Raw genomic sequence first — 25,470 nt, forward strand, 5'->3', positions numbered from 1 at the left:
GTGCCTCTGTCCGGAGCGGCCCATGAACGCCCCTGATCGACTGCCCCACCCCATGTCTGCCGACCGCCTGCCCCAGGAAGCCCCCCGGCCGTCCGACGACCCGTACTGGCGTGAGCTGATCAGCCAGATCGGCAGCGACATCGGCCAGTCCCTCACCAGCGCCCTGGAGCGCGTGACCGCCCTGGCCACCACCGGCAAGATCGACCGCGCCGGCCTGAAGGCCCTGCGCGACGAGATCGACCGCGCCCGCCGTGCCGGCATGATCGGGCAGCAGATGGCGCGCTACGCCTCGGGCCGCATCCGCCAGGTGCCCGAGCAGCTCAGCCTGACCACGCTGATGCGCGAGATCCTGGTCCAGCGCGGCCGCGAGGCCTCGGCCCGCAACCTGCAGATCCGCCAGTCGCTGCGGCCGGTGGACGTGATCGCCGATGCCACGCTGCTGCACGCGCTGGCCCAGGCGGTGATGGACTGGTCGCTCGAACTCAGCCGCAGCACGCTGGAGCTGCGCGTCGAGCTGAAGTCCTGGCCGGCCCATGCGCTGCTGGTCTGCCGCTTCGACCACGTCAGCGAACACGCCGTTCCCGAGGAGGTGGTGGCCCGCACCGACCACGTCGCCTTGCTCGACACCATGAGCTGGCGCCTGGTGCAGCAGATCGCCCGCACGCTGCAACTGGGCGTGGACCGTGTGGATGGCCCGCGTGACTGCGTGCTGACCATCGAGTTCCCGCGCACCGTCAGCGACCAGCTCGAAGGCGTCAGCGCGGTCGAGATCGACCCCGGCTTCGCCGCCTCCGAGAACTCCAAACCACTGGCGGGCAGCCACGTGCTGGTCGTCGCGGCACGCCGCGACCTGCGCAACGACGTGCGCGAGGCCACGCGCCACATGGGCCTGCTGGTGGACTTCGTCAATTCGGTGGACGAGGCCGAGGAATTCGTGCGCGACGCCCTGCCGCACGCCATCGTCTACGAGTCGGCGCTGGCCGGCGACCGCTTCCAGCGCCTGTGCGAAGGCATCCTGGGCGAGGTGCCGAACTTCGTCTTCATCGAGATCGCCGAGGAAGGCGACGGCTTCCAGCTCAGCAGCGACAACGACCAGCGCCGCGCCAGCGTCGGGCGCAACGCGGTGCAGGAATCGCTGCCGTCGGCGCTGCTCTTCGAGCTGTCGCGCACCGCCTGAACGCCGCCCTCAAGGGGCTGCGCGGCGGCGGGCCTCAGCCGCCGAAGACCTTGCGCAGGATGTCGCTGCCGGTGCCCACCGGGTCCTGGCGGATCTTGCGCTCTTCCTCGCCGATGATCAGGTACAGGCCGTCCAGCGCCTTGCGCGTGACGTAGCTCTGCAGGTTGGCATCTTCCTTCTTGACCAGGCCCAGCCCCGAGGCCTTGCCGGCCAGCGCGTTGTACTTGTCGGCCAGCGACACCTGCTCGGTGGCCCGCGTGACGATGGGCAGGAACTTGGTGGTCAAGGGCTGGCGCGTCTTGCCGGCGAAGTAATCGGTCACTGAGGTATCACCGCCGCGGACGATCTTCACGGCGTCCTGCACCGTGATCGCGCGCGCGGCCGAGACCAGCATCTCCTTGGCTTCAGGCACGGCCAGTTCGGCGGCCCGGTTCATCGCCGCCACCAGCGCGTCCACCTTGGCCTGCTGTCCGGTGAACTTGGCCAGCTTGGCGGCGTCTTCCAGCACGCCGGGCAGCGGGATGTGGACCTTGGGGTTCTTCATGAAGCCGCCGTCCTGGCCCAGCAGGCCCACCGCCGCCAGGGCGCCGCGCTCCAGCGCGGTCTTCACGCCCATGGACGCATCAGCCTGGCTGAGCAACCCGGCCTGCGCCAGGGGCGCCAGGCCCAGGCCCAGGAAGGCCGCTCCGGCGGCCGTAAACTCTCGACGCTGCATTGCGAGGTCCTCCATGAATCGACGCCACCATCTTGCGCTGTCCGCCCGCTGGCTGGCAACCGCCGCGGTCGCCCCGTGGGCGCTGGCCGCCTGCGCCGGCCGCGAAACGGCGCCGGACTTCGCGTTCACGTTGCTGGGCGGCCGCACCCAGCAGTTCGCCCAGGCCCGCCAGGGCAAGGTCATGCTGGTCAACTTCTGGGCCACCAGCTGCACCACCTGCGTCAAGGAAATGCCGCAGATGGTCGAGACCTTCAACAAGTTCAACAGCCAGGGCTACGAGATGCTGGCCGTGGCGATGAACTACGACAACCCGGAGTTCGTGGCCAATTTCGCCCAGAGCCGCCAGCTGCCGTTCGGCGTCACCCACGACCGCGACGGCGCGATCGCCAAGGCCTTCGGTGATGTGCGCCTGACGCCCACCAGCTTCCTGGTCGACAAGTCGGGCGCGGTGGTCAAGAAGTACGTGGGTGAGCCGGATTTCGCCGACTTCCAGCGCCTGATCGGCGAGCTGCTGAAGGCCTGATCAGGCGCCGACGCCGGCCTGCGCCGCCTGCTGGTCGGCGTGGTAGCTCGAGCGCACCAGCGCGCCCACGGCGGCGTGGCTGAAGCCCATCTCGCGGGCCTGCGCCTCGAACATCTTGAACGTGTCGGGGTGCACATAGCGGGTCACCGGCAGGTGGTGGCCCGAGGGCGCCAGGTACTGGCCGATGGTCAGCATGTCGATGTCGTGGGCGCGCATGTCGCGCATCACCTCGAGGATTTCCTCGTCGGTCTCGCCCAGGCCGACCATCAGGCCGCTCTTGGTGGGGATGTGCGGGAACAGGGCCTTGAACTTCTTCAGCAGGTTCAGGCTGAAGGCGTAGTCGCTGCCGGGGCGGGCCTGCTTGTACAGGCGCGGCACGGTCTCCAGGTTGTGGTTCATCACATCGGGCGGCGCAGCCTTCAGGATCTCCAGCGCGCGCTCGTCGCGGCCGCGGAAATCGGGCACCAGCACCTCGATGCGGGTGGCGGGCGAATGTTCGCGCACCTGGCGGATGCACTCCACGTAGTGGCCGGCGCCGCCGTCGCGCAGGTCGTCGCGGTCGACGCTGGTGATCACCACGTATTTCAGCTTCAGCGCGGCGATGGTCTTGGCCAGATTCAGCGGCTCATCCACATCCAGCGGATCGGGACGGCCGTGGCCGACGTCGCAGAAGGGGCAGCGCCGGGTGCACTTGTCACCCATGATCATGAAGGTGGCCGTGCCGTGGCCGAAGCACTCGCCGATGTTCGGGCACGAGGCCTCTTCACAGACCGTGTGCAGCTTGTGCTCGCGCAGGATCTGCTTGATCTCGTAGAAGCGGGTGGTCGGCGAGCCGGCCTTGACGCGGATCCAGTCGGGCTTCTTCAGCACCTCGGCCTGCACCACCTTGATCGGGATGCGCGCGGTCTTGGCCTGGGCCTTCTGCTTGGCGGTGGCGTCGTAGTCGGCGCCGGTCTTGGCTTCGTGGGTGGTCTTGTCGGTGGCCATGGCAAACAGCAGGCGCGTGAGGAGGGAAGAGGATCAGCGGCTCAGGTGGGCCGCAAGGCGCTCGGCCAGCAAGGCGGCGACATCGCGCGGCTCGGCGCGCACGCCCAGTGTAGCGAGGTCGACCGTGCGCAAGCCCGCGTACCCGCAGGGGTTGATGCGCTCGAAGGGCTGCAGGTCCATGGCCACGTTCAGCGACACCCCGTGGTAGGTGCAGTGCCCGGCCACCTTGATGCCCAGCGCAGCGATCTTGCCCAGGCCGGCGAACGGGTCCTGGCTGGGGCCGGCGGGCGCGCCGGCGTGGAAGGGGTCGGCCAGGCGCACGTAGATGCCCGGTGCGCCGCTGACCCGAAAGCCCACCACGCCCAGCGCCTCCAGCGTCTGGATCACCGCGGCCTCCAGGCGGAAGACGTATTCCTTGACGTAGATGCCCAGGCGCTTGAGGTCCACCAGCGGGTAGATCACCACCTGGCCCGGGCCGTGGTAGGTGACCTGGCCGCCGCGGTTGGTCTGCACCACCGGGATGTCGCCGGGCATCAGCAGGTGCTCGGGCTTGCCGGCCACGCCCTGGGTGAAGACCGGCGGGTGCTCGACCAGCCACAGCTCATCCGGCGTGTCGGCCTGGCGCGCCTCGGTGAAGGCGCGCATCGCGTCGAAAGTCTGCGCGTAGGGCACCAGGCCCCAGTCGCGCAACTGCATCGCGGGCGATGCGGAGGCGGCGGCGTCGGACATGACCCGATTGTCCCCGACGCCCGCCAGCCGCGCCGCGCGCCGGGTCATCGCTTTCGCGCTATGGTCGCGCCATGCGCCCGCTGATCCTTGCTGTCACCCTGTGCCTGGTGGCCGTGCCGCCCGCGCTGGCCCGTCCCGGCGAGACCGCGCTGCAGCAGGCCCTGAAGGTCTACACCGAGGGCGACTGGGCGGCCGCCCAGGCCCGCTTCACCACGCTGGCCCGCGCCGGCGTGCCAGCGGCGATGCACGACCTGGCGGTGATGCACCTGCGCGGCGAGGCCCGGCCCGCCAGCGTGCGCGAGGCCGAGCGCTGGCTGCTGACCGCCGCCGGCAAGGGTTTCGTCACCTCGATGGCGGCGCTGGGCGAGCTCTATGAATCCGGCCGCCTGGGCGCGCGCGACCTGCCCAAGGCCCTGCAGGCCTGGGAGGCCGCCGGCGAGGCCGGCAGCGTGGAAGCCCAGGTCGCCGCCGGCACCGCGCACTGGATGGGCCGCGGCACGCCGAGCGACGCCGCCGAGGCCGCCCGCTGGTACCGCCGCGCCGCCGCCGCGGGCGATGTGGGCGCGCAGTACATCCTGGCCACGATGTACGAGAAGGGCGACGGCGTGCCGCAGGACCTGCGGCTGGCACGCTACTGGTACGAGGCCGCCGCCCGCCAGGGTGACGAGGCCGCGCCCTGGAAGCTCAAGGCGATGGACGCCGCCGACACCGCGGCGGGTGCTACAGCACCACCTTGACCATCGGGTGCGTGCTCAGCGTGCGGTAGAGCTCATCCAGCTGCTCGCGGCTGGTGGCGGTCACGGTGATCGTCAGGCCCAGGTAGTTGCCGCCCTTGCTGGGGCGGGCCTCCACCGTGGCGGCGTCGAAGCCGGGGTCGAACTGCATCGCCACCGCGACGATGGCTTCAGTGAAGCCCTCGACATGCGCGCCCATCACCTTGATCGGGAAGGCGCTGGGGTACTCGATCAGCGATTGCTCGGGCGGGATCTCGGCCACGCGGGGCTCCTCAGATGGATTGCTCGCGCTTGGCGCGCTGGTAGGCCTCAAACAGGCGCGCATAGACCGGTCCGGGCTTGCCGCGCAGCGCGCCGTGGCCCACCGGCTCGCCGTCGATGCGGGTCACGGCCAGCACCTCCTTGCCGGTGGAGCTGAGCAGCACCTCGTCGGCTGCGCGCAGGTCGGCCTCGCTGAGCGGGCGCAGGTTGAAGGCGATGCCCTCCTCCTCGCACAGCTCGCGCAGCAGGGCCACGCGGATGCCCTCCAGCACATGGCCGTCCATTGGCGGGCCCAGCAGCGCGCCCTCGTGCACGATCCAGGCGTTGCTGGAGGCGCCTTCGGTGAGCCAGGGGCCGCCGGGCTCGCCGTCGCGCAGCAGCAGGGTCTCGGCGGCGCCGGCGTCGGCCGACACCTGGCGCGCCATCACATTGCCCAGCAGGGAAATGCTCTTGATGTCGCCGCGCGCCCAGCGCAGGTCGCGTGCGGTGACGCAGGCCACGCCGTGGTGGCGCTGCTCGGCCGGGACCGGGCGCATCGGCTGGCTGAAGAGGAACACCGTGGGCGTCAGGCCCGGCAGCATCACGTGGTCGCGCATCGCCACGCCGCGCGTGACCTGCAGGTAGACGATCTGGTCGTCGGCGGCCTGGGCGTCGATCAGGCGGCGGATGCGCGCCAGCCAGCCATCGCGGTCCAGCGGCGCGGGAATGCGCAGCTTGTCCAGGTTGCGCGCCAGCCGCGCCATGTGCTGGTCGAAGCGGAACAGGCGCCGGCCGTAGACCGGCATCGCCTCGTACACGCCGTCGCCGAACAGGAAGCCGCGGTCCATCACCGACACCTTGGCCTCGGCCAGCGGCTGGATCGTGCCGTTGAGGTCGCACAGGAGATCAGGCAGTGAAGCGGTCATGGCGTCCTCCGTGGCACGCAGGTTACTCCGATTCGATGCTGCGCGGTCCACGCCGGTGGGTTCACTTGATCCACAGCCGCAGGGCGTCCCAGGCCCGGCCCAGCAGCCCGGCCTGCGGCACCTCGTCCTGCACCAGCAGCGGCACGGCCGCCACCGGCGTGCCGCCCACCGTGCTGACCTTCAGCGTGGCCACGCGCTGGCCCTTGGCCAGCGGCGCCACCAGCGGATCGATGCGCTCGACCGCGGTGCGCAGGTGCTCGGCTTCGCCCTTGGGCACGGCCACCACCAGCGCGCCATCGACACCCAGGTCCACGGTGTTGCGCGTGCCCTTCCAGACCGGCACCGTCTGCACCGGCTTGCCGGCCTCGAACAGGCGCACCGCATCAAACGCGGTGTAGCCCCAGTTGAGCAGCTTCTGGCTCTCGTTGGCGCGCGCCTGCATGGAATCGGCGCCCATCACCACCGACAGCAGGCGGCGCTTGCCGCCGGGGAAGTCGCGCTGGGCGGTGGCGATCAGGCAGTAGCCGGCCGCCTCGGTGAAGCCAGTCTTCATGCCATCCACCGACGGGTCGCGCGCCAGCAGCAGGTTGCGGTTGGGCTGGCGGATGCTGTTGAAGGTGTAGTCCTTCATCGCGTAGTAGGCCGCATGCCGCTCGGGGAAGTCGCGGATCACATGCTGGGCGATCTCGGCCAGTTCACGCGCGGTGCTGCGGTGGCCGGCCTCGGTCAGGCCGGTGACGTTCCTGAACGAGGTGTTCTTCAGGCCCCAGGCCTCGGCCTGGCGGTTCATCTGGGCGACGAAGTTCTCCAGCGTGCCCGACACCCCCTCGGCCAGCGCCACGGCGGCGTCGTTGCCCGACTGCACGATCATGCCCTTGAGCAGTTCGTCCACGGTGGGCGTCATCTTGGGGTCGATGAACATCAGCGAGCCGCCGCCCTTGCGCTCGGCCCAGGCGCGTTCGCTGACCGGCAGGCGCTGGTCCAGCGCGATCTTGCGGTCCTTCAGCGCCTGGAACACCACGTAGGCGGTCATCAGCTTGGTCAGCGAGGCCGGCTCGGCCGGCGCATCCGCATTGCGCTCGGCCAGCACCTGGCGGGCGCTCATGTCGAGCAGCAGGTAGCCGCGCGCCGCCACCTCAGGGGGCTGCGGGCTCTGGGCCCGCGCCGCGGATGCGGCCAGCAACAGGGTGGACAGGAGCAGGGACAGCAGTCGTTTCATGGGAATCAGGCAGGAGCGCGGCTTGGCGGCCGCGTCAACAGGAACACACAGCGGAAGCAGCACCGCTCAGCGGTGCCAGGCGTCGGTGACGATGGACTTGAGCAGCGCGAGCTGGCCGTGGAAGAAGTGGCCGACGCCCGGCACCACCACCACCGGCATCGACTGGGGCCGGGCCCATTTGAGGGTGGCGGCCAGCGGCACCACTTCGTCGGACTCGCCGTGGATCACCAGGGTTCCCGGCGCCACCGGTGCCACCTGGAAATTCTGTGTGGCCGGGCCCACCAGCACCAGGCGCTCGACCGGCTGGCCGTCGGCCAGGCGTGCTGCGGCCTGCGAGGCCACATAGGCCCCAAACGAAAAACCCGCCAGCGCCAGCGGCAGTGCCGGGTCGCGCTGCTGGGCGATCACCGCCAGCGCGTCGTCGATCTCGCCGCGGCCCTCGTCCCAGGCGCCTTCGGAGCCGCCGACGCCGCGGAAATTGAAGCGCACCGACCGGTAGCCCAGCTGCACGAAGGCGCGCGCCAGCGTCTGGGCCACCTTGTTGTCCATCGTGCCGCCGTGCAGCGGGTGCGGGTGGCAGACCACCGCCACGCCGCGCGGCGCGTCGGCCGGGTCGTCGATCGCCAGGGCGATCGCCCCGGCCGGGCCGGCCATCAGCAGCCGGCGGGTGTGGGCGTTCATCAGCGGCCCACCGTGGGCGGCAGTTGCAACCGCTCGACCGGGCGGCCGTTCTTCAGGTGCGACTCGACGATCTCGTCGATGTCGGCGTTGTCGACGAAGGTGTACCAGACCGCCTCGGGGTAGACCACCGCGACCGGACCGCCGGCACAGCGGTCCAGGCAACCCGCCTTGTTCACCCGCACCCCACCCGGCCCGGCCAGGCCGGCCGCCTTGACCGCCTGCTTGCAGTGGTCGAAGGCCGCCTGCGCGCCCTGGTTGGCGCAGCAGTCCTGCCCCGGCTCGCGCTGGTTCAGGCAGAAGAACAGATGGTGCTTGTAGTAGCTCATGGCGGGATTGTAGGCAGTGGCCTGCTCAGTCCTGGGCGGCCAGCCGGTGCAGCAGCCAGCCCAGGGCCAGGTAGGGCCAGAACCAGCCGATCCACTGCGCCAGACCGTGGAAGCGGATGAAGCGGCCCTGCTCCCAGGCCTGCAGGCTGTCGGCGAAGTACGGGTCGGCCGGCACCTGGGCCACCAGCACCACCAGGCCGACCAGCACCACCACGCCCAGGCCGGCGGCCAGGCGCGCGCCCAGCGGCGCCAGCAACAGCAGCAGCACGCCCACCGCCACCATCGCCGGAAACACCTCGGGGCCCAACCAGCCCAGCGCATGGGCCGGGCCGAAGTTCAGCGCGGCCGACAGCGTGGTCGTCGCCAGCCCCAGCGCCACCGCGCCGCCGCACAGCAGCAGCCGCCGCCAGCCGGGCGCGGTGACCGCGCAGGCGATCAGGCAGGGCGCGAGCAGGCCCAGCACCATGCCCAGGCCCGAGACCACCGCCACCGGCCGCTCGATGGGCGCCGGCACGTCACTGATCCATTCCAGCGCCTCCTGCGCCCAGTCGACGTCCAGCAGCAGCCCGACCAGACCGTCCTGGATGCGCTCCCAGCCCAGGCCCAGCCCCATCGGGAAGGGCGCCGGAAACAGCAGACCCAGCGGCCAGGCCAGCAACAGGCCCAGCGGCGCATCGCCGCCGATGAACCAGCGCTGGCGCCAGCTCTGCCAGTGGCCCGGCCAGCCGGTGGCCAGCAGCAGCACCGCGAGCAGCGCCCCCAGCAGGCCGCCGGCGCTGTTCAGGGCCAGGTCCAGCAGCGACGGAAAGCGGCCCGGGATCAGGTGCTGGGCCGTCTCCATCGTGTAGGACAGCGCCGCGCAGGCCAGCGCCGCCTGCAGCACCGTGCCCAGCGTGGCCCTGCCCCGGCCGCGCAGCGCCAGCACCAGCAACGCGCCCAGCGGCGCGTAGCCCAGCAGATTGGCCCAGATGTCGAAGGGCGGTGCCCGGCGCGGCAGCGGCAGGACCAGCAGGTCCAGCAGCGACGACCCCAGCGGCCACTGCCAGCCGGTGAACGGATACAGGCTGGCGTAGACGATCAGGCCGGTCAGGGCCAGGGCCAGCGCGGCCGCCGAGCGGCCATCGGTGCGACGCGCCACCACCCGCCCCGGCCCCTCAGGGCTTGACCACCACCAGCACGACGATGGCGATGAACAGCAGCACCGTCACTTCGTTGAACACGCGGTACCAGCGGTCGCTGCGGCGGTTGGCCAGCGCCTCGAAATCCTTCAGCAGCCGCCGGCAGACCTCCTGGTAGACCAGCACGCCCACCACCAGCAGCAGCTTCAGGTGCATCCAGCCGCTGCCCGGGCCGCGCCCGATGCCGTAGCCCAGCCACAGCACCGTGCCCAGCACGATCGCCGGGATCATCAGGACCATCATGAAGCGCTGCAGCTTGCGCGCCATCAGCAGCAGCCGCTCGCGCTCGGCGTGGCTGTCGTGCGGCACCATGGCCAGATTGACGAAGATCCGCGGCAGGTAGAACAGCCCGGCGAACCAGCTGGCCACGAAGACGATGTGGAAGGCCTTGACCCAGAGGTAGCTCATGCGCCGCATTATCCGGCGGCCCATAAGAAAGAGCCCCGGCCGTGGGCCGGGGCTTGAAAGCCTTGACGCTGTCATCACGTGAAGGCACCTGCTCAGGGAGGAAAAGCAGGGAGCATGACCCTCGCAGGCCACGCTCAATCCGAACTTTAACACCAGGCGTCGCGTCTGTACCATAGGGGCTCCACGAACCCCCGCGGGCTGTTGCATCTTCGGCATCCTGCGTTTTTTTCTGCCGTCCCATGAGCCTGCCCAGTTTCCCGGCCGCCCGTCCGCGCCGCCTGCGCCGTGATGCCTTCAGCCGTGCGATGGTGCGTGAGCACCTCCTCACCCCGGCCGACCTGATCCTGCCGGTCTTCGTGCTCGACGGCCAGAACCAGGTGCAGGACGTGGCCAGCATGCCCGGCGTGCAGCGCATGAGCGTCGACCGCCTGTTCGCCCAGGCCGAGCAGTGCCTGGCGCTGGGCGTGCCGGTGATGGCGCTGTTCCCGGTGATCGACCCGTCGCTGAAGGACCCGAACGGCCGCGAGGCCACCAACCCCGAGGGCCTGGTGCCGCGCGCGGTGCGGGCACTGAAATCGCGCTTCCCGGAGCTGGGCGTGCTGACCGACGTGGCGCTGGACCCGTTCACCAGCCACGGCCAGGACGGCCTGCTGGATGAGACCGGCTACATCCTGAACGACGAGACCGTGGCCGTGCTGTGCGAGCAGGCGCTGGTGCAGGCCGAGGCCGGCGTGGACATCGTCGCCCCCAGCGACATGATGGACGGCCGCATCGGCGCGATCCGCGACGCGCTGGAGGCCCGCGGCCGCATCCACACCCGGATCATGGCCTACAGCGCCAAGTACGCCAGCGCCTTCTACGGCCCCTTCCGCGACGCCGTGGGCTCGGCCGCCAACCTGGGCAAGAGCGACAAGAAGACCTACCAGATGGACCCGGCCAACAGCAACGAGGCGCTGCGCGAGGTGGCGCTGGACATCGCCGAAGGCGCCGACATGGTGATGGTCAAGCCCGGCCTGCCCTACCTGGACATCGTGCGCCGGGTCAAGGACGAGTTCCGCATGCCCACCTTCGCCTACCAGGTCAGCGGCGAGTACGCGATGATCAAGGCCGCCGCGCAGAACGGCTGGCTGGACCACGACAAGGTCATGATGGAGGCGTTGCTGGCCTTCAAGCGCGCCGGCGCTGACGGCGTGCTGAGCTACTTCGCCCTCGATGCCGCGCGCCTGCTGAAGCAGGGCTGATGCGCATCTTCCACGTCACCGCCGACCGCCTGCAGGAGCTGCAGGCGCTGCCGTCGGTGCTGCCCACCGAAGGTTTTCTGTGGATCGGCGCCGGGCGGCGCCAGTTCGAGGTCCACCTGGCCGAACTGCAGGGCGCGCTGCAGCGCTGGGTGGGCGCGCCGCTGGTGGACCTGCATGTCAGCGACCTGCTCAACACCCAGCTGCCCTCGCAGTTCGGCGACACCTCATGGTACGACCTGATGGTGATCCGCCGCCTGGCCCCGGGCAGCGGCAGCCGCGAGCTGTTCCTGGGCGCCGAGAACGGCACGCTGGCCTCGTCGCACCAGGCGCTCGATGCGATCGACACCAGCCCGGTCGGCTTCGCGATCTTCGACCGCGTGCTGCTGAGCGTGCACCCCACCGACTGCCTGGTGCGCGAGCACTTCGCCTCGCGCCTGGCCCAGCACGCGCAGGAAAGCGACCTGCGTGGCGGCGCACGGCTGCCCACCAGCCCGGCCGAGCTGATGCTGCGCATGGTCAACCATGTGGTCGACAACTACCTGGATCTGCGGCGCCTGCTGACGCGGCATTTCGCCACCTTGCAGACCGAGTTGCTGGCGCGGCGCCAGCGCAGCGTCGACTGGTCGCTGATCGTGCGTTCGCGCGATGCGCTGCACATGCTCGAAGACATCTGCGAGGACCAGCGCAGCGCCATCCAGGAGTGGATCGACGCGCTGGACGAATGGCCGGCCGCGCTCGATGCCACCACCCGCCGCGAGCGCGACCTGCTGCGGGTGCGCTCGCGCGACGTGCTGGAGCACATCGAGCGCGTGCTCACGCACGTGCGGCGCCTGGAGCAGTCGGCCGAGGCCGGTCTGCAGATGCACTTCGCCCTGGTCGGCCAGCGCACCAACGACATCATGCGCACGCTGACCGTGATCACCGCGCTGTTCCTGCCGATGAACCTGATCACCGGCTTCTTCGGCATGAATTTCGATGGCCTGCCGCTGATCCACTCGCACACCGGCGTGTGGATCGCCGCCGGCATGATGGGGGTGATTGCGCTGGTGCTGGGCTTCTTCTTCTGGCAACGTCGGCTGTTGGGGAGCACCCGGGGCTGATGTCGCGCCCCCTCCCCGCTGAAGGACGTCCCCTTGCACACCCCTGCCCTCGCTGCCGCCGCCCTGCTCGCCCTGCTGGCCCCTCAGGCCCAGGCCGCCGCACGGTACAGCGCCCTCGACATCACCCCCGCCGGCACCGTGAGCTGCCAGCCCGCGGCCGTCAATGGCAGCGGCCAGGTGGTGGGTACCACCATGCTCAGCCCCGCCGGTCCCGCCCGCGGCTTCGTCACCGGGCCGAATGGCGTCGGGGCGCGGCTGGTCGACACCCTGGGCGGCTCGCACAGCCGCCTGCAGGGCCTCAACGACCGCGGCGTCGCGGTGGGGCAGGCCTCCGTGGCTGGCGACACCGCCGAGCAGGCGATCGTGGTGGCGGCGGGCGCCAGCGTGCCCACGCCGATCGGCCAGGCCGGACGGTCGTCCTACGCCACCGCGCTGAGCGCCAAGGGCCGCGTGGTCGGCGGCGCGCTGGACCCCACGGACGGCCTGTACCACGGCTTTCTCACCAGTGGCTCGCGCTACCGGCCGCAGTCGCTGGCCGCCGGCACCACGCCGATGGGCGTGCTGGCCGACGGCACCGTGGCCGGCGCGATCGACCAGCCGGGTGGCGGGTCGCGGGCCTTCATCACCGGGCCCGACGGTCAGGGCATGACGCTGCTGGGCACGCTGGGCGGCCACACCACGTTTGCGCTGGGCATGAACAAGTCGGGCGTGCTGGTGGGCTTTGCCGGGAATGCCGACGGCTCGGCCCACCACGCCTTCGTCACCGATCCCGGCGGCGGCCAGTTGCGCGACCTGGGCGTGCCCGGCCTGTTCGCGCTGGCCCAGAACCTCAACAGCAAGGGCAAGGTGGTGGGCTTCTACACCGACGACTGGTCGCGCCTGTACGCCTTCGTGGCCACGATCGGCGGCACCTGGAAGACGCTGGACAGCCTGGTCACGCTGCCGGGTGGCGCCACGCTGACCCAGGCCTGGGGGATCAACGACGCCGGGCAGATCTCGGCGAGCGGGTCGGACGGTCGCTGCTATCTGCTGACCCCGCTGCCCTGAGGCGGTACGGGTCGCGCAGGCCCAGACCCAGCATCAGCTCGGTCTCGCGCGCTTCCATCGCCTCGGCCTCGACCTCGTCGCCCTCGTGGTCGTAACCCTGGGCGTGCAGCGTGCCGTGCACCAGCAGGTGCGCGTAGTGCTCGGCCAGCGGGATGCGCTGGGCCCGGGCCTCGGCCTCGACCACCGGCGCGCACAGCACCAGGTCGGCCTGCACCACCGGTTCGTGGGCGTAGTCGAAGGTGAGCACGTTGGTGGCGTAGTCCTTGCCGCGGTAGTCGCGGTTCAACGCCCGGCCCTCGTCGTCACCCACGATGCGCACGGTGATCTCGCCCGGCGCCTCCAGCGCATGGCGGATGCAGCGCGCCACGGTGTGGCGCGGCAGCTGCGCGCGGTGGCGCGGGTCGGCGAACTGCAGCGACAGGGTGAGCGGGTGCAGGGCCATCAGGACTCCGGGGCGGTGGAAGCGCGCGCACGGCGGCGCTGCTGGGCGTCGTAGGCGTCGACGATGCGCGCCACCAGCGGGTGACGCACCACGTCGGCCGAGGTGAAGCGGGTGGTGGCGATGCCGTTGACCTTGCGCAGCACCTGCTCGGCGTCGACCAGGCCGCTGACCGTGCCGCGCGGCAGGTCGATCTGGCTGACGTCGCCGGTGATCACCGCCTTGGCGCCGAAGCCGATGCGGGTCAGGAACATCTTCATCTGCTCGGGCGTGGTGTTCTGGGCCTCGTCGAGGATGACGAAGCTGTGGTTGAGCGTGCGCCCGCGCATGAAGGCCAGCGGCGCGATCTCCAGCGTGCCTTTCTCGAAGGCCTTGGTCACGCGGTCAAAGCCCATCAGGTCATACAGCGCGTCGTACAGCGGGCGCAGGTAGGGGTCGACCTTCTGCGCCAGGTCGCCCGGCAGGAAGCCCAGGCGCTCGCCGGCTTCCACCGCCGGGCGGGTCAGCACGATGCGCTGCACCGCGCTGCGCTCCAGCGCATCCACCGCGCAGGCTACCGCCAGGAAGGTCTTGCCGGTGCCGGCCGGGCCGATGCCGAAGGTGATGTCGTGGCCCAGGATCTGGCGCAGGTACTGCACCTGGTTGGGCGTGCGGCCAGTGAGGTCGGCGCGGCGCGTGTGCAGCACGATGTCGCCCTCGGCGTCGCTGCCGGCCAGGCGCGCGCGACTGCCGCGGCGCAGGTCGTCCAGCGCCAGTTGCAGCAGATCGGCGGGGATGGCCTTGCGGGCGCGCTCATAGAGGCTCTGCAGCAGCTCCAGCACGCGCTCGGCATCGCGCGCGCTGCCCTCGATGCGAAACGCCCCCTGGCGGCGCTGGATGGTCACCGGCAGCACCGCCTCGATCGTCCGCAGGTGTTCGTCCAGCGGTCCGCACAGGTGACCCAGGCGGACGTTGTCGAGGGGCGTGAATGTGTGGCGCAGCGTCATCGCCGGTGATTGTCCACCACCGTATGATGCGGCGCCATGATCGGACGCCTCACCGGAACCCTCGCCGAGAAAACCCCGCCGCGCGTGCTCATCGATGTGGGCGGCGTCGGCTACGAGGTCGACGTGCCGATGAGCACCTTCTACCACCTGCCGGGCCTGGGCGAGCGCGCCACGCTGCTGACCCACTTCGTGGTGCGCGAGGATGCGCAGCTGCTCTACGGCTTTCTCACCGCCGAGGAACGCGCCACCTTCCGCGAGCTGCTGAAGATCTCCGGCATCGGCCCGCGCACCGCGCTGGCCATCTTGTCGGGCCTGAGCGTGGCCGATCTGGCCGCGGCGGTGACGCGCCAGGAAGGCGGGCGGCTGCAGAAGGTGCCGGGCATCGGCAAGAAGACCGCCGAGCGGCTGCTGCTCGAACTCAAGGGCAAGCTCGGCCCCGACCTGGCGCTGCCGGCCGGCGCCACGGCGGTCAGCGACAGCCAGGCCGACATCGTCCAGGCGCTGATGGCGCTGGGCTATGGCGAGAAGGATGCCGCGGCGGCGCTGAAGAAGCTGCCGCCGGACGTGGGCGTCAGCGAGGGCATCAAGCTCGCGCTCAAGGCCCTGGGCTGACCGCTCAGGCCGGCTGCACCTGGCGCGGCGAATCCGGCAGCTGGAAGGCGCCGACACACTCGGCCAGCTGGCGCGCCTGGCCTTCCAGGCCGCCGGCCAGCTCGGCCGTCTGCGCCACCAGCGCCACGTTCGAACTGGAGCTGTTCGCCAGCGCCTGCATGGTCTCGACCAGCATGTTGATGCCCGAGCTCTGGGCGAAGGTGGTCTCCCAGATCTCGCCCACGCGCTGGCCCATCTCGTCGACCTGGGCCGCCATCGCCTCGATCGCCTGGTGCGCGACCCCGGCAAAGCGGTCGCCCTCCTGGATGTCGGCGGCGCTGGCCTGCACCAGCGCGCGGATCTCGGCGCTGGCCGCCGACGAGCGGTTGGCCAGCTGACGGACCTCGGCGGCCACCACGGCGAATCCCTTGCCCTGCTCGCCGGCCCGGGCGGCCTCGACGGCGGCGTTGAGCGCCAGCAGGTTGGTCTGGAAGGCGATCGACTCGATCAGGCCGACGATCTCGCCCACCTTGCGCGAGCTGCCGGAGATCGTGCTCATCATGCCGGTCAGGTCGCGCACCGCCTTCAGCCCCTGCCCGGCTGTCTGGCTCACCACCTGCGCGCGCTCGCGAGCGGTCTGGGCCGACGCGGCGTTCTCGTGCACGAAGCGGGTGACCTCGGCCAGGCTCGCGCTGGTGGCCATCAGTTCGCTCTGGTGCACCTCGGTGCGCTGGCGCAGGTCCTGGTTGCCGGCCGAGATCTGGGTGCTGGCCGAGGCCACATGCAGGCTGGCTGTGCGGACCTCGCTGACCATCTCAGCCAGGCGCCCGCTCATCGCATTGAGCGAACTCAGCAACTGGGCCGTCTCGTCGCGGCCATCGACCCGGACCTGGCGGGTCAGGTCGCCCGCCGCCACCGTCTCGGCCACCCGGACGGCATCGCGCAACGGCACCAGCAGCGAGCGTGAGACGCCCCAGGCAAGCGCCAGCGTCGCGGTGACGCCCAAGGCCATCAGCGTCAGGAGCACCTGGTGGGCGCGCTCGGACTGGTCGGCGAACTCCTGCATGGACGACTCGGCCAGCGCCGCGCCGGCCGTGACCGTCTCGTCGACGCCGGCACGGTGGCGCAGGTAGAGCGCGTCGGCCGTCAGCAAGGCCTTCGTGGCGGCCTCGCGGTCGCCGGACTTGAGGTGCTGCAGCACGTCCCTGGCGGCGGCGATGAAGGCCCGCCCCTCGGCGTGCTGCCGCCCCAGCAGCTGTTGCTCCAGACCGTAGGGCGGGTGGGCGGTCCACCAGGCGACACGGTCGTCGTACTCGCGCCCCAGCCGCGCCAGTTCGTCCTCGGCGCGGCGGATCGACAGCGTCGCCTCGAGGGCCTGGGACACGACCAGGCGCATCTCGATCAGATACATCGGTGGCGGCAGGATGTCGGCCACCACGTCCTTGGCCACGAAACTGGTCTGGCTGCTGCGTGCCAGTGCACGCGTTTCGTACAGCGCGACGGCGACACAGGCGCAGACGATCAGCGCGCTGAGCGCCGCGAGCCACAGCTGGCGCGTCTTGACGGAGAGGCGACTGAGCAGGTTCATGGGCATCCTGGCGAAACGCATGCCCCCCGCATTCGACACGCAGATCGCCGCGGCAATGTCCGGAGAAGCGCCCGTTCTGGGGCGCTTCTGGCTCGGTCACTCAGTGCTGGTGCATCGGCGCCGGGTTGGCGGCACCCAGCGGGCGCACCGGCGCCTTCAGCTCGATCGTCTCGCGCTTGCCGTCCTTGCCCTCGACGACCAGGCTCAGCGGCACGCTGTCGCCGTCCTTCAGCGGCTGCTTCAGGTCCATCAGCATCACGTGGTAGCCGCCCGGCTTGAGCTCGACGGTCTGCCCCGCCGGCAGCTCCAGGCCCTTGGGCAGCGCCGCCATCTTCATCACATTGCCGTCCATCTTCATCTCGTGGATCTCGACCACGCCGGCCAGCGGCGAAGCCACCGACAGCAGCCGGCCGCCCTGCGCGGACTTGAGCTGCATGAAGGCGCCGGTGGCCTTCTGGGCCGGCACGGTGCCGCGCACCCAGGCGTCGCTGACCGCGGTCTGTGCCAGCGCTGCACTCATCGACAGGCTGGCCGTGAAGGCCGCTACGGCCAGATGTTTCAACTTCATCGGGGGTCCTCTGGGGGTGGTTGGAAAAGCGTGAAGGTCAGACCTCGACCAGCTGCAGCGGGCGCTGGCCGCCGTCGCTGCGGGTCATGCCGGCGGGCCAGACCTGCTCGCGCAGCCGCGCCGCGCTGAAGCGCGCGCCCTGGCGCTGGCGGCCGTCGAGCAGGTGCGAACGCTTGAGGTTGGCGAAGATGCGCGAGACGGTCTCGGGCGCGGTGTCGATGATCGCGGCCACGTCCTTGATCGTGGGCAGCACGCGCTGGCTGGCCTCGGCCTCGTCCCAGTCGGACTCGGCGCCGGACAGCAGCAGCAGCAGGTGGCGCAGACGCTCCTGGGCGGTCCCGGTGCGCAGCAGGACCAGGTCGCCGGTGCGAGAGAGCTGGCCCAGCAGCGCCTCGGCCAGCAGCAGGCGGCGCTCTGCGTCACCGCCCACGGCGCGCTGCACGGCCACGCTGGGCACGATCGCCCGGGCACTGTGGGCATAGCCGCTGGCGGCCAGCTGCTCGGCGCCCACCAGGTCGCCCGGCAGCACCAGCTGCACGAAGCGCTGGCCCTCACGGCCCAGCTGGTCCAGGCGCAGGGCGCCGGACTGCAGTTGCCAGACCGGGCCGCCGTGGCCCGCCTCGAACAGCGTGTCGCCGGTGGCCAGGCCCAGCGGGGCCGGCACGCCGTCGGCGTGGAAAGCATGGTTCATGGGAATCCTCTCCGGCGCGGCCGGGCCGCGCACACCGATGTCAACTGCGGGCGCGGCATCTCGCCGCGGCCCGCGCTGGGGCATCAGGTCAGGAGAGGCGGTGCGCGTGAGCGCGCGATGCGCCACGCCACCTGCCGCGACGGCAGCGCCACCGACTCGGCCAACACGGCCGTGAAGCGGGGCACGGCCACGCTGCCACCGCCGACCACCGGCACGATCGGCAGGGCGGTCACGGCGCACAGGCCGCAGGCCTCGCCGGCGTGGGCCTGCCCCTGGCTGGACGCGGCATCGGTGCTGCCCGCGGCACTGCACACCGCCGCGTAGGCGATCGGGTCGACCGCCGCCAGGCTGCGCGAGACGGTCGGTGCCGCCAGCAGGCCGAACAGCGCCATCCACGCCAGCAGGGCGGCGTGGGCCAGGCGATGTCGCAGGTGATGCAGCATGTGCGGCCGATTCTAGGGTGATCGGGCGGGCGGCGACCAGATCCAGCGCAAGCCCCCCACGAGTCGCGAGTTGGCCCGATAATGACTGTATGTCCATCCAGACCGATGATTTCGGCGCCGATCTGCCGCGTGCCCCCCGGGTGCTGACCGCCGCCGCGGCCAGCCCGCAGGAGGAAGCGCTGGAGCGGGCGCTGCGGCCCAAGCTGCTGGACGAGTACGTCGGCCAGGCCAAGGCGCGCGAGCAGCTCGAGATCTTCATCGGCGCGGCCAAGAAGCGCCGCGAAGCGCTGGACCATGTGCTGCTGTTCGGTCCGCCCGGCCTGGGCAAGACCACGCTGAGCCACATCATCGCCGCCGAGTTGGGCGTCAACCTGCGCCAGACCAGCGGCCCGGTGCTGGAAAAGCCCAAGGACCTGGCCGCCATCCTGACCAACCTCGAGAAGGACGACGTCCTCTTCATCGACGAGATCCACCGCCTGAGCCCGGTGGTCGAGGAAATCCTCTACCCGGCGCTGGAGGACTACCAGATCGACATCATGATCGGCGAGGGCCCGGCGGCGCGCTCGATCAAGCTGGACCTGCAGCCCTTCACGCTGGTCGGCGCCACCACCCGCGCCGGCATGCTGACCAACCCGCTGCGCGACCGCTTCGGCATCGTCGCCCGGCTCGAGTTCTACACGGCCGAGGAACTCACCCGCATCGTCACCCGCTCGGCGGGCCTGATGAACGCACCGATCGACCCCGACGGGGCAATGGAAATCGCCCGCCGCAGCCGCGGCACGCCGCGCATCGCCAACCGCCTGCTGCGCCGCGTGCGCGACTACGCCGACGTCAAGGGCAATGGCCACATCACCCGCGCGATGGCCGACGCCGCGCTGAAGATGCTCGACGTCGACCCGCAGGGTTTCGACCTGATGGACCGCAAGCTGCTGGAGGCGGTGGTGCACCGCTTCGACGGCGGCCCGGTGGGCCTGGACAACGTGGCCGCCGCGATTGGCGAGGAGCCCGGCACGATCGAGGACGTGATCGAGCCCTACCTGATCCAGCAGGGCTTTCTGCAGCGCACACCGCGCGGCCGCGTGGCCACGCTGATGGCCTGGCGCCACCTGGGTCTGGCGCCGCCGCAGCGCGCCGGCGATCTGTTCGAGCGCTAGAGCGTCTGAGGGTCAGACGGACGACCGGGCCGGCGGCGTCAGCAGCCGGCCCACGCCCCAGGTCGCGGCCAGGATCGCCACCGCGCCGCTCCACATCGCCAGCGGCGCCAGCGTGTGGGCGATCCACAGCCACTGCGCCGCCGCCAGCAACACCACGCCGAACAGCGCCACCGCGGCCCCCTGGCGCAAGCGCGACACCGGCGGGTCGTAGGCGGCACGCGCCAGCACGAAGGGCGGCGACGGCGGCGCGGCCGCCGGCTTCCAGTCGGGCGGCGCCAGCCACACCGCCAGCTGCTCGCGCCAGCCGCGCGCATGGCGCATCAGGGCCCAGCGCTCGCGGTAGACCACCAGGTTGGCGTGCAGCGGGTCCCAGCTGGCCAGCGGCGTGCGCGTGCCGTAGACGATGGGCTCGGCGTCGTCCTCGTCGATGAAGGTGCCGAACAGCCGGTCCCAGACCATCAGGATGCCGCCGTAGTTGTGGTCCAGGTAGCGGTCGTTCACCGCGTGGTGCACACGGTGGTTGCTGGGTGAGCAGAACCAGCGGTCGAACCCGCCCAGGCGGCCGATCTGCCGGGTGTGCACCCAGAACTGGTAGAGCAGGTCGATCAGCGCCACCGTGCCGAAGACCAGCGGCGGCACGCCCAGCACCGCCATCGGCAGGTAGAACAGCCAGCCCAGCAACCAGCCGCTGCCGGTCTGACGCAGCGCGGTGCTGAGGTTGTATTCCTCGCTCTGGTGGTGCACCGCATGGGCGGCCCAGAAGATCGCCACGCGGTGGCCGGCACGGTGCAGCCAGTAGTAGCAGAAGTCGTAGCCGATCAGCGCCGCCAGCCAGACCCACCAGGCGTCGGCGGGCAGTTTCGTCAGCGCCGCGTGCTGCCAGACCCAGGTGTAGACCCCGACGCGCAGCAGCAGCGGCAGCACCTGGTTGATCACGCCCAGCGACAGGCTGGCCAGCGCGTCGTTGAGGCGGTAGGTGTCGAAGCCGCGCCGGCGTCCCCACCACCACTCCAGGCCGATCAGCGCCAGGAACACCGGCACCGCCAGCACGATCACCTGCGCCGCCTGCATGTTCAGGCCGCGTGGCCGACCCGGTCGTTGGACTCGTCGCGGGCGTCGTCGTCCAGGTGGTGCACATCGGCCCAACCCACCAGCGTGAAGCCCTCGCCGGTGTAGAGCAAGCGGTTGATGCCGGTGTTGGGCAGCTCCCAGGTACGCGGTGCGTCCAGCGCGATGCGCGAGGCCGCGCGGTACAGGCAGTCCAGCACGCCGCCATGCGCCACCATCAGCACGGTCTGGCCGGGGTGGGCGCTGGCCAGGCGGGTGGCACAGGCCACCACGCGGTCGAAGAAGCCCTGCAGCGTCTCGCCCTGCTCGGGGCCGAAGCCGGCCTCGCGGCGGCGCCAGCGCTCGCTCTGCTCGGGCCAGCGCTCGGCCACCTCGGCGTAGGTGTGGCCTTGCCAGATGCCGAAGTGGCGCTCGCGCAGGCCGGTGTCGGTGCTCACCGGGCGGTCCAGCAGCTCGCCGGTGGCCTGGGCGGTGGCCAGCGCGCGCGAAAGGTCGCTGGCATAGATCACGTCGGGCGGGTCGTGGCGCAGCGCCCGCGCCGCCAGCCGGGCCTGCTCGCGTCCGCGGTCATTGAGCGGCACGTCGAGCTGGCCCTGCAGCCGGGTGTCGACGTTCCAGGCGGTCTCGCCATGGCGCACCGCGATCACGCGGGTCGGCTCGGGAAAGGGCATCAGGCGCCCCAGACGATGGGTTCGTCGGCCGCCTGGGCACGGCGGATCATCTCGACCAGCGGCCAGGCGCGCTGGCGCAGCGAGATGCCCTCGGGCCGTGTCGCCGGGTCCTGCTCGTCGACCGCGGCGGCGCGCACCGCGTCGTCCGCCTCGATCGCGGCCTGCAGCGCGGCCACTGCGGCCGGCATGTCCTGGGGCTCGAGGATGCCGGGGCCGCCGGTGGGCTTGCCGATCAGGCCCAGCACCCGGTCACCATTGGGGCCGAGCATGATCACGTCACCGGCCGCCTTGCTCTTGAACTTGTAGATCACGCTCGCTCCCCGGGCCCGCTGCGGGCCCTCGGCGTGCATTGTGCCTGCCGAGGCTCAGGCTGCGGCGGCCGCCACCCGGGCGCACCAGTTGGGCACCCGCTGCGCATCCAGCGCCGCGCCATGCAGGAAGCCCTGCCAGGACAGGCCGCCCGCCTGCGCCAGCGCCAGACGCTGGCCCTCGGTCTCGACGCCCACGGCCTGGCAGTCCAGGCCCAGCGCGCGCACCAGTGCCGCGGTGGCGCGCAGCCACGCGGCACCCTGGGCATGGCGCGTGGCGTCGTGCAGCACGCTGCGGTCCAGCTTGACCGCCGACAGCGGCAGGCGCTGCAGCAGCGTGGCCGAACTCTCGCCGCGGCCGAAGCCATCGAGCACCACCCCCAGTCCGAGCGCGCGCAGCGCGCGCACGGTGATCGCGGTGGCCTCGGGGTCGGTGATGAGCGCCTCTTCGCTCAGCTCCAGCGACAGCGCCTGCGCGGGCACGCCGGCATGGACCAGCAGGGCTTCGATGCGCCGCGCCAGCCCAGGCCGCAGCAGCGAGGCCGCGCCCAGGTTGACCGACACCGGCAGCATCAGCCCGGCGGCGCGCCAGCGCGCCAGCTGCTGCACGGCCTGCGACAGCACCCACTCGTCCAGTGTGGCCAGCAGACCGGCGCGGTTGGCCAGCGGCAGGAACTGCGCGGGCAGCAGCTCGCGGTGGGCCAGCGGGTCCTTCCAGCGCACCAGCGCTTCCAGGCCGCAGGGGCGGCCCTGGGCCATGTCGATGCGGGGCTGGTACTGCAGCCGGAACTGCGGCTGCGCCAGACCGTCGCGCAGCGCCGCCTCCAGCCGCTGCTGGCGCTGGGTGCGCGACTCGCCGCTGCTCTGGTGGGTGCGGCAGGACTCGCCCAGCGCCTGGGCGCGCGCCAGGGCTTTCTCGGCATGGGCCAGCAGTTCGTCGGCCGAGTTGCCCGCCTGCGGGTAGGCCGCCACGCCCACCACCGGCGGGCTGATGCTGCCCGCCGGCTCGGCCGCGGCCAGCGCCTGCCAGCGGCGGGCCACGGCTTCGGCCTTGGCCTCGCTGGCGTTCTCGAGCAGCACGCCAAAGCGTGCCGCGCCCAGCCGCGCCAGCATCGCCGGCGCCTGCAGGCCGGCGCGCAGCAGCCGCACCACCGCGGCCCAGCGGTCCTCGGAAGGCAGGGCGGCGTCCGGCGCACCCCACAGCGCCTGCGTGTCGACATCCACGCACAGCACCACCAGGCTGGCGCCGCTGTCGCGGGCCTGGGCGAGCGCATCGTCGACACGGGCGACGAACGTGGCGCGGTGCGGCAGGCGGCTGCCGGCGTCGGGCTCGCCGTCCCCGTCCCGGCGGGGCGCCCCCGGGCGCAGCCGGTTCAGTTCACGGAACGAGAACACCCGGCCGATCGGTCGGCCCTGGCTCCATTGCGGCTGGGTGTGGCATTCGAGCAGGCTGCCGTCGACCAGGCGCACGGTGTCGTTGGCCGAGGTCAGGCAATGCTCGCGCAGCGCGGCCAGGCGCGCGCGCCAGGCCTCGGGCTGGGTGGTCTGCAGCGCCATCCAGGCGTGCACGCGCGCGTCGTCGCGCTGCTCCAGGGCCTGCGGCGGCAGCGACCAGAGCTGGGCGAAGCGGCGGTTGAAGGCCCGGATGCCGCCGCTCAGGTCGGTGACCAGGATGCCATCGGCGGTGGCCTCCAGCGTGGCGCGCAGCTCGGCCAGCGCGCGCTCGCGCTCGCGCTGCGCGGCGTGCTCGCGGCTCAGGTCCTGCAGCTGCACCAGCCACAGGCCGGGGCCCTCGCCCGGCAGGCGGCTGATGCGCCGGCGCATGCGCGCCTCGCCGCCGCCCGGGCGGGGCAGGTCGATCTCGGAATCCAGCGTCGTGGCGTGGCCAGCCTGGGCCTCGCCCCAGAAGGCCAGGTCCTCCAGGCTGGGCAGCAGGGCCTGGGCGTCCAGGCCGGGCAGCGCCTGCTGCGGCCGACCGAGGAAGGCGGCCGCCGCCTCATTGGCCTGCAGGACCGTCAGGTGATCGGCCTCGACCAGCCAGGCCGGCGCGTCCAGCGCCGCCAGGATGGCCGCCTGCCCCTGGGCCTGTCCGGCCCACCAGGACAGACCGGCATCCGGGCCGCTCACCGCCGCCTCCGTGGCCGTTGGCTGCCACGCGTCATGCCTGCTCCAGGGCCGGCGACTCGACGTCGAAGAAGTAGGCCAGGCGCTTGCGCGGGGCCAGGTATTCCAGGGCGCGGCCGGGCAGCTGGTCGCTGCGCAGGCTGCGGCGGATGCCCAGGTCGGGCACCTGCTCCAGGTCCAGGTGCAGCGCCTGCTCGCTGGGCACGCCGGCATCCATCACCAGCACGCGCGGCTTGAGCGGGCGCGCCGAGTTGACCGACATCACCATCGCCAGGCGGTCGTCGGACAGCTGCACGATCGAGCCCGGCGGGTAGATGCCCATCAGGCGGATGAAGGCGTTGAGCATCACCGCGTCGAACTTGCCGCGGGCATGCGCGAACATCCGCGACAGCGCCTCGTGCGGCGTCAATGACTGGGCCACCGAGGCGGCGTTGCACAGGTTGTCGTAGTGGTTGACCATCGACACCACGCGGGCCGCGGTGCTGATCTTGTCCAGACCCACGCCGCTGGGGTAGCCCGAGGCGTCGGCCAGTTCGTGGTGCTGGGCGATCACCAGCAGCACCTGCGGCGTCAGGCCCATGCGGCGGCCCTGCGCCACGCCCAGCGCCACATGCTCGCGGTAGTGCTGCTGCTCGGCGGCGCTGAAGTTGTCGTGGCCCAGGCGCAGGCGGTCGGGCAGGCTCAGCTTGCCCACGTCGTGCAGCAGCGCGCCGCTGCCCAGGGCCATCATCTCCTCGGCGTCGAAGCCCAGGGCCTTGCCCAGCAGCATCGAGATCACCGTCACGTTCATCACATGCGCCGACAGGCGGTCGCCCTGCTGCTCGCCCAGCACGCGCACGCACAGCTCGCCGTCGACCAGCATCTTGTCCATCAACGCCTGGCTGAGCTGGCGCGTGGCCTCGCGGGCCTGCTCGGGTTCGCCCTGGACGCAGTCGTTGATGCGGCGCAGGTCGCGGCAGGCCTCGCTGAACTGGCGCTCGCACTGGCGCATCGCGTCGAGCTGCGCCTCCAGGCGGGCGGCGCGCTCGCGCCGCGCCAGCTCGGCCGGGTCGGGGGCCGGGGCTTCCTCGGCCGCCGCGGTGTGGGCCGGCAGCTCCAGGCTGACCGGCGCCGGGTCGCTGCGCTCCGGACTCCAGCGCAGCTGCTTCAGGCCCAGGCCCTGGATGGTCTGGATCTGCTCGGCCGAGGCGATCTTGAAGCTGGAGAGCGGAAAGGGATGCGACATCCAGCCCACGTCCAGGTGAACGAACATCCCCACACGCAGCTGGCTGACATCGACGGTCTCGGTCATCTCACATCCTCGAATCGCACACCGCCGCCCACTGGCCGCGGCCTTGTGAGGGACTTCGGCGCTGCGGCGGTCGAACTTGAGGCGACGCAGCCCATACCCGGATGGAGGGGACAGCCTTTCCGGCCCCCCTCAAGTTGCGCCCGCAGCGGCCGAGGGGGACGAAAAAAAGCGGCCCGAAGGCCGCCTGGCGTGGGGTGCCCGGAGGTTCAGGCCGCGGCGCGCTTGGCCAGGATCTCGAAGGCCGGCAGGGTCTTGCCCTCCAGCACCTCCAGGAAGGCGCCGCCGCCGGTGGAGATGTAGCCCACGTCCTGCTCGAT

General features: G+C 71.5%; 30 protein-coding genes. 8 read left to right on the forward strand and 22 right to left on the reverse strand.

What is annotated here, in order from left to right; genetic code table 11:
* The first annotated feature begins 52 nt into the window (after positions 1–52).
* A complete protein-coding gene (locus KAK07_RS24165; RefSeq protein ID WP_247661303.1) occupies positions 53–1,177 on the forward strand; it encodes a hypothetical protein in 1,125 nt (374 codons plus the stop codon).
* A 34-nt stretch (positions 1,178–1,211) separates the two neighbouring features.
* Here the strand turns inward: KAK07_RS24165 and KAK07_RS24170 are convergent, their stop codons facing one another.
* The gene (locus KAK07_RS24170; protein ID WP_210856452.1) at positions 1,212–1,892 is read right to left on the reverse strand and encodes a DUF4197 domain-containing protein; all 681 of its coding nucleotides are present in this window, start codon (positions 1,890–1,892) and stop codon (positions 1,212–1,214) included.
* Between the two features lie 13 nt (positions 1,893–1,905).
* On the opposite strand from KAK07_RS24170, the gene KAK07_RS24175 reads away from it, so the two are divergent.
* The gene (locus KAK07_RS24175; RefSeq protein WP_210856453.1) at positions 1,906–2,415 is read left to right on the forward strand and encodes a peroxiredoxin family protein; all 510 of its coding nucleotides are present in this window, start codon (positions 1,906–1,908) and stop codon (positions 2,413–2,415) included.
* Here KAK07_RS24175 and lipA read toward each other — a convergent pair whose 3' ends face one another.
* Together lipA and lipB are read right to left on the reverse strand one after the other, a co-directional pair.
* The gene (gene lipA, locus KAK07_RS24180; RefSeq protein WP_210856454.1) at positions 2,416–3,402 is read right to left on the reverse strand and encodes a lipoyl synthase; all 987 of its coding nucleotides are present in this window, start codon (positions 3,400–3,402) and stop codon (positions 2,416–2,418) included.
* A 33-nt stretch (positions 3,403–3,435) separates the two neighbouring features.
* Positions 3,436–4,098 (reverse strand): lipoyl(octanoyl) transferase LipB, encoded by a 663-nt coding sequence (gene lipB, locus KAK07_RS24185; RefSeq protein WP_210856501.1) that lies wholly within the window; start codon positions 4,096–4,098, stop codon positions 3,436–3,438.
* A gap of 104 nt (positions 4,099–4,202) precedes the next feature.
* Here lipB and KAK07_RS24190 point away from each other — a divergent pair, with 104 nt between their 5' ends.
* Entirely contained in the window at positions 4,203–4,868 is a 666-nt protein-coding gene (locus KAK07_RS24190) for a tetratricopeptide repeat protein (RefSeq protein ID WP_210863524.1), read from the forward strand.
* Here KAK07_RS24190 and KAK07_RS24195 read toward each other — a convergent pair.
* The 7 genes from KAK07_RS24195 to KAK07_RS24225 form a co-directional block, all read right to left on the reverse strand.
* Entirely contained in the window at positions 4,852–5,127 is a 276-nt protein-coding gene (locus KAK07_RS24195) for a DUF493 family protein (protein WP_210856456.1), read from the reverse strand. The two genes, KAK07_RS24190 and KAK07_RS24195, sit on opposite strands and share 17 nt — an antisense overlap.
* Positions 5,128–5,137: 10 nt before the next feature.
* A complete protein-coding gene (locus tag KAK07_RS24200; protein ID WP_210856457.1) occupies positions 5,138–6,031 on the reverse strand; it encodes a D-amino acid aminotransferase in 894 nt (297 codons plus the stop codon).
* A gap of 61 nt (positions 6,032–6,092) precedes the next feature.
* Positions 6,093–7,250: a D-alanyl-D-alanine carboxypeptidase family protein gene (locus tag KAK07_RS24205; RefSeq protein WP_210863528.1), complete on the reverse strand. Its 1,158-nt coding sequence runs from the start codon at positions 7,248–7,250 to the stop codon at positions 6,093–6,095.
* Positions 7,251–7,316: 66 nt separating this feature from the next.
* Positions 7,317–7,931: an alpha/beta hydrolase gene (locus KAK07_RS24210; RefSeq protein WP_210863530.1), complete on the reverse strand. Its 615-nt coding sequence runs from the start codon at positions 7,929–7,931 to the stop codon at positions 7,317–7,319.
* Positions 7,931–8,257 carry a (2Fe-2S) ferredoxin domain-containing protein gene (locus KAK07_RS24215; protein WP_210856460.1) on the reverse strand — a complete coding sequence of 109 codons (327 nt, stop codon included), beginning with the start codon at positions 8,255–8,257 and terminating at the stop codon, positions 7,931–7,933. The genes KAK07_RS24210 and KAK07_RS24215 overlap by 1 nt, the downstream gene beginning before the upstream one ends.
* A 25-nt stretch (positions 8,258–8,282) precedes the next feature.
* Positions 8,283–9,395 (reverse strand): VanZ family protein, encoded by a 1,113-nt coding sequence (locus tag KAK07_RS24220; RefSeq protein ID WP_210863531.1) that lies wholly within the window; start codon positions 9,393–9,395, stop codon positions 8,283–8,285.
* 16 nt (positions 9,396–9,411) lie between these two features.
* The gene (locus KAK07_RS24225) at positions 9,412–9,843 is read right to left on the reverse strand and encodes a CopD family protein (RefSeq protein WP_210856462.1); all 432 of its coding nucleotides are present in this window, start codon (positions 9,841–9,843) and stop codon (positions 9,412–9,414) included.
* A gap of 239 nt (positions 9,844–10,082) precedes the next feature.
* On the opposite strand from KAK07_RS24225, the gene hemB reads away from it, so the two are divergent.
* From hemB to KAK07_RS24240, 3 genes are read left to right on the forward strand one after another with little or no spacing between them, the layout of a single operon-like run.
* Positions 10,083–11,084 (forward strand): porphobilinogen synthase, encoded by a 1,002-nt coding sequence (hemB, locus tag KAK07_RS24230; RefSeq protein ID WP_210863533.1) that lies wholly within the window; start codon positions 10,083–10,085, stop codon positions 11,082–11,084.
* Complete coding sequence (locus tag KAK07_RS24235) at positions 11,084–12,184, forward strand: magnesium transporter CorA family protein (protein WP_210856464.1); 1,101 nt, start codon at positions 11,084–11,086, stop codon at positions 12,182–12,184. Before hemB ends, KAK07_RS24235 begins: the two co-directional genes overlap by 1 nt.
* A 33-nt stretch (positions 12,185–12,217) precedes the next feature.
* Positions 12,218–13,231 (forward strand): hypothetical protein, encoded by a 1,014-nt coding sequence (locus KAK07_RS24240; protein ID WP_210863535.1) that lies wholly within the window; start codon positions 12,218–12,220, stop codon positions 13,229–13,231.
* On the opposite strand, the gene ybeY is transcribed toward KAK07_RS24240, so the two are convergent.
* Positions 13,161–13,673: an rRNA maturation RNase YbeY gene (gene ybeY / locus KAK07_RS24245; protein ID WP_210856466.1), complete on the reverse strand. Its 513-nt coding sequence runs from the start codon at positions 13,671–13,673 to the stop codon at positions 13,161–13,163. The genes KAK07_RS24240 and ybeY overlap by 71 nt on opposite strands.
* A complete protein-coding gene (locus KAK07_RS24250; RefSeq protein WP_210863537.1) occupies positions 13,673–14,656 on the reverse strand; it encodes a PhoH family protein in 984 nt (327 codons plus the stop codon). The genes ybeY and KAK07_RS24250 overlap by 1 nt, the downstream gene beginning before the upstream one ends.
* 36 nt (positions 14,657–14,692) lie before the next feature.
* Here KAK07_RS24250 and ruvA point away from each other — a divergent pair, with 36 nt between their 5' ends.
* Positions 14,693–15,268, forward strand: coding sequence for a Holliday junction branch migration protein RuvA (ruvA, locus tag KAK07_RS24255; protein ID WP_210863539.1), 576 nt, complete (start codon positions 14,693–14,695; stop codon positions 15,266–15,268).
* Positions 15,269–15,272: 4 nt separating this feature from the next.
* On the opposite strand, the gene KAK07_RS24260 is transcribed toward ruvA, so the two are convergent.
* The 4 genes from KAK07_RS24260 to KAK07_RS24275 form a co-directional block, all read right to left on the reverse strand.
* A complete protein-coding gene (locus tag KAK07_RS24260; RefSeq protein WP_210863541.1) occupies positions 15,273–16,835 on the reverse strand; it encodes a methyl-accepting chemotaxis protein in 1,563 nt (520 codons plus the stop codon).
* 100 nt (positions 16,836–16,935) lie between these two features.
* Complete coding sequence (locus KAK07_RS24265; protein ID WP_210863543.1) at positions 16,936–17,403, reverse strand: copper chaperone PCu(A)C; 468 nt, start codon at positions 17,401–17,403, stop codon at positions 16,936–16,938.
* Between the two features lie 37 nt (positions 17,404–17,440).
* Positions 17,441–18,094 carry a helix-turn-helix domain-containing protein gene (locus tag KAK07_RS24270; protein WP_210863544.1) on the reverse strand — a complete coding sequence of 218 codons (654 nt, stop codon included), beginning with the start codon at positions 18,092–18,094 and terminating at the stop codon, positions 17,441–17,443.
* A gap of 83 nt (positions 18,095–18,177) precedes the next feature.
* Entirely contained in the window at positions 18,178–18,537 is a 360-nt protein-coding gene (locus tag KAK07_RS24275) for a DUF2946 family protein (RefSeq protein ID WP_210863546.1), read from the reverse strand.
* Positions 18,538–18,626: 89 nt separating this feature from the next.
* Between KAK07_RS24275 and ruvB the strand changes: the two genes are divergently transcribed.
* Entirely contained in the window at positions 18,627–19,691 is a 1,065-nt protein-coding gene (gene ruvB, locus KAK07_RS24280; RefSeq protein WP_210856473.1) for a Holliday junction branch migration DNA helicase RuvB, read from the forward strand.
* 12 nt (positions 19,692–19,703) lie between these two features.
* Here the strand turns inward: ruvB and KAK07_RS24285 are convergent, their stop codons facing one another.
* The 6 genes from KAK07_RS24285 to KAK07_RS24310 all read right to left on the reverse strand — a co-directional run.
* Positions 19,704–20,762 carry a sterol desaturase family protein gene (locus KAK07_RS24285; protein ID WP_210863548.1) on the reverse strand — a complete coding sequence of 353 codons (1,059 nt, stop codon included), beginning with the start codon at positions 20,760–20,762 and terminating at the stop codon, positions 19,704–19,706.
* 2 nt (positions 20,763–20,764) lie between these two features.
* Positions 20,765–21,430 carry a histidine phosphatase family protein gene (locus KAK07_RS24290; protein ID WP_210863550.1) on the reverse strand — a complete coding sequence of 222 codons (666 nt, stop codon included), beginning with the start codon at positions 21,428–21,430 and terminating at the stop codon, positions 20,765–20,767.
* Entirely contained in the window at positions 21,430–21,741 is a 312-nt protein-coding gene (locus KAK07_RS24295; protein WP_210856475.1) for a DUF1840 domain-containing protein, read from the reverse strand. The genes KAK07_RS24290 and KAK07_RS24295 overlap by 1 nt, the downstream gene beginning before the upstream one ends.
* 54 nt (positions 21,742–21,795) lie before the next feature.
* The gene (locus tag KAK07_RS24300; RefSeq protein ID WP_210856476.1) at positions 21,796–23,865 is read right to left on the reverse strand and encodes an EAL domain-containing protein; all 2,070 of its coding nucleotides are present in this window, start codon (positions 23,863–23,865) and stop codon (positions 21,796–21,798) included.
* Between the two features lie 31 nt (positions 23,866–23,896).
* On the reverse strand, positions 23,897–25,153 hold the full coding sequence (locus KAK07_RS24305) for a cyclic di-GMP phosphodiesterase (RefSeq protein WP_210856477.1): 1,257 nt from the start codon (positions 25,151–25,153) through the stop codon (positions 23,897–23,899).
* 206 nt (positions 25,154–25,359) lie between these two features.
* Positions 25,360–25,470: phosphoglycerate kinase (locus KAK07_RS24310; RefSeq protein WP_210863552.1), on the reverse strand; the 111-nt coding region annotated here is incomplete at its 5' end.

This window comes from Ideonella alba (assembly GCF_018069875.1).
Taxonomy (GTDB): Bacteria; Pseudomonadota; Gammaproteobacteria; order Burkholderiales; family Burkholderiaceae_C; genus Ideonella; species Ideonella alba.

Excerpts from the sequence above, each read along its gene's own strand:
- ruvA (WP_210863539.1), top strand. The coding sequence starts at position 14,693 with ATGATCGGACGCCTCACCGGAACCCTCGCCGAGAAAACCCCGCCGCGC.
- lipB (WP_210856501.1), bottom strand. The coding sequence starts at position 4,098 with ATGCAGTTGCGCGACTGGGGCCTGGTGCCCTACGCGCAGACTTTCGAC.
- ruvB (WP_210856473.1), top strand. The coding sequence starts at position 18,627 with ATGTCCATCCAGACCGATGATTTCGGCGCCGATCTGCCGCGTGCCCCC.
- KAK07_RS24190 (WP_210863524.1), top strand. The coding sequence starts at position 4,203 with ATGCGCCCGCTGATCCTTGCTGTCACCCTGTGCCTGGTGGCCGTGCCG.
- KAK07_RS24270 (WP_210863544.1), bottom strand. The coding sequence starts at position 18,094 with ATGAACCATGCTTTCCACGCCGACGGCGTGCCGGCCCCGCTGGGCCTG.
- KAK07_RS24215 (WP_210856460.1), bottom strand. The coding sequence starts at position 8,257 with ATGAGCTACTACAAGCACCATCTGTTCTTCTGCCTGAACCAGCGCGAG.
- KAK07_RS24305 (WP_210856477.1), bottom strand. The coding sequence starts at position 25,153 with ATGACCGAGACCGTCGATGTCAGCCAGCTGCGTGTGGGGATGTTCGTT.
- hemB (WP_210863533.1), top strand. The coding sequence starts at position 10,083 with ATGAGCCTGCCCAGTTTCCCGGCCGCCCGTCCGCGCCGCCTGCGCCGT.
- KAK07_RS24210 (WP_210863530.1), bottom strand. The coding sequence starts at position 7,931 with ATGAACGCCCACACCCGCCGGCTGCTGATGGCCGGCCCGGCCGGGGCG.
- KAK07_RS24285 (WP_210863548.1), bottom strand. The coding sequence starts at position 20,762 with ATGCAGGCGGCGCAGGTGATCGTGCTGGCGGTGCCGGTGTTCCTGGCG.
- ybeY (WP_210856466.1), bottom strand. The coding sequence starts at position 13,673 with ATGGCCCTGCACCCGCTCACCCTGTCGCTGCAGTTCGCCGACCCGCGC.
- KAK07_RS24165 (WP_247661303.1), top strand. The coding sequence starts at position 53 with ATGTCTGCCGACCGCCTGCCCCAGGAAGCCCCCCGGCCGTCCGACGAC.
- KAK07_RS24235 (WP_210856464.1), top strand. The coding sequence starts at position 11,084 with ATGCGCATCTTCCACGTCACCGCCGACCGCCTGCAGGAGCTGCAGGCG.
- KAK07_RS24175 (WP_210856453.1), top strand. The coding sequence starts at position 1,906 with ATGAATCGACGCCACCATCTTGCGCTGTCCGCCCGCTGGCTGGCAACC.
- KAK07_RS24225 (WP_210856462.1), bottom strand. The coding sequence starts at position 9,843 with ATGAGCTACCTCTGGGTCAAGGCCTTCCACATCGTCTTCGTGGCCAGC.
- KAK07_RS24275 (WP_210863546.1), bottom strand. The coding sequence starts at position 18,537 with ATGCTGCATCACCTGCGACATCGCCTGGCCCACGCCGCCCTGCTGGCG.
- KAK07_RS24170 (WP_210856452.1), bottom strand. The coding sequence starts at position 1,892 with ATGCAGCGTCGAGAGTTTACGGCCGCCGGAGCGGCCTTCCTGGGCCTG.
- KAK07_RS24205 (WP_210863528.1), bottom strand. The coding sequence starts at position 7,250 with ATGAAACGACTGCTGTCCCTGCTCCTGTCCACCCTGTTGCTGGCCGCA.
- lipA (WP_210856454.1), bottom strand. The coding sequence starts at position 3,402 with ATGGCCACCGACAAGACCACCCACGAAGCCAAGACCGGCGCCGACTAC.
- KAK07_RS24290 (WP_210863550.1), bottom strand. The coding sequence starts at position 21,430 with ATGCCCTTTCCCGAGCCGACCCGCGTGATCGCGGTGCGCCATGGCGAG.
- KAK07_RS24250 (WP_210863537.1), bottom strand. The coding sequence starts at position 14,656 with ATGACGCTGCGCCACACATTCACGCCCCTCGACAACGTCCGCCTGGGT.
- KAK07_RS24200 (WP_210856457.1), bottom strand. The coding sequence starts at position 6,031 with ATGACCGCTTCACTGCCTGATCTCCTGTGCGACCTCAACGGCACGATC.
- KAK07_RS24265 (WP_210863543.1), bottom strand. The coding sequence starts at position 17,403 with ATGAAGTTGAAACATCTGGCCGTAGCGGCCTTCACGGCCAGCCTGTCG.
- KAK07_RS24260 (WP_210863541.1), bottom strand. The coding sequence starts at position 16,835 with ATGAACCTGCTCAGTCGCCTCTCCGTCAAGACGCGCCAGCTGTGGCTC.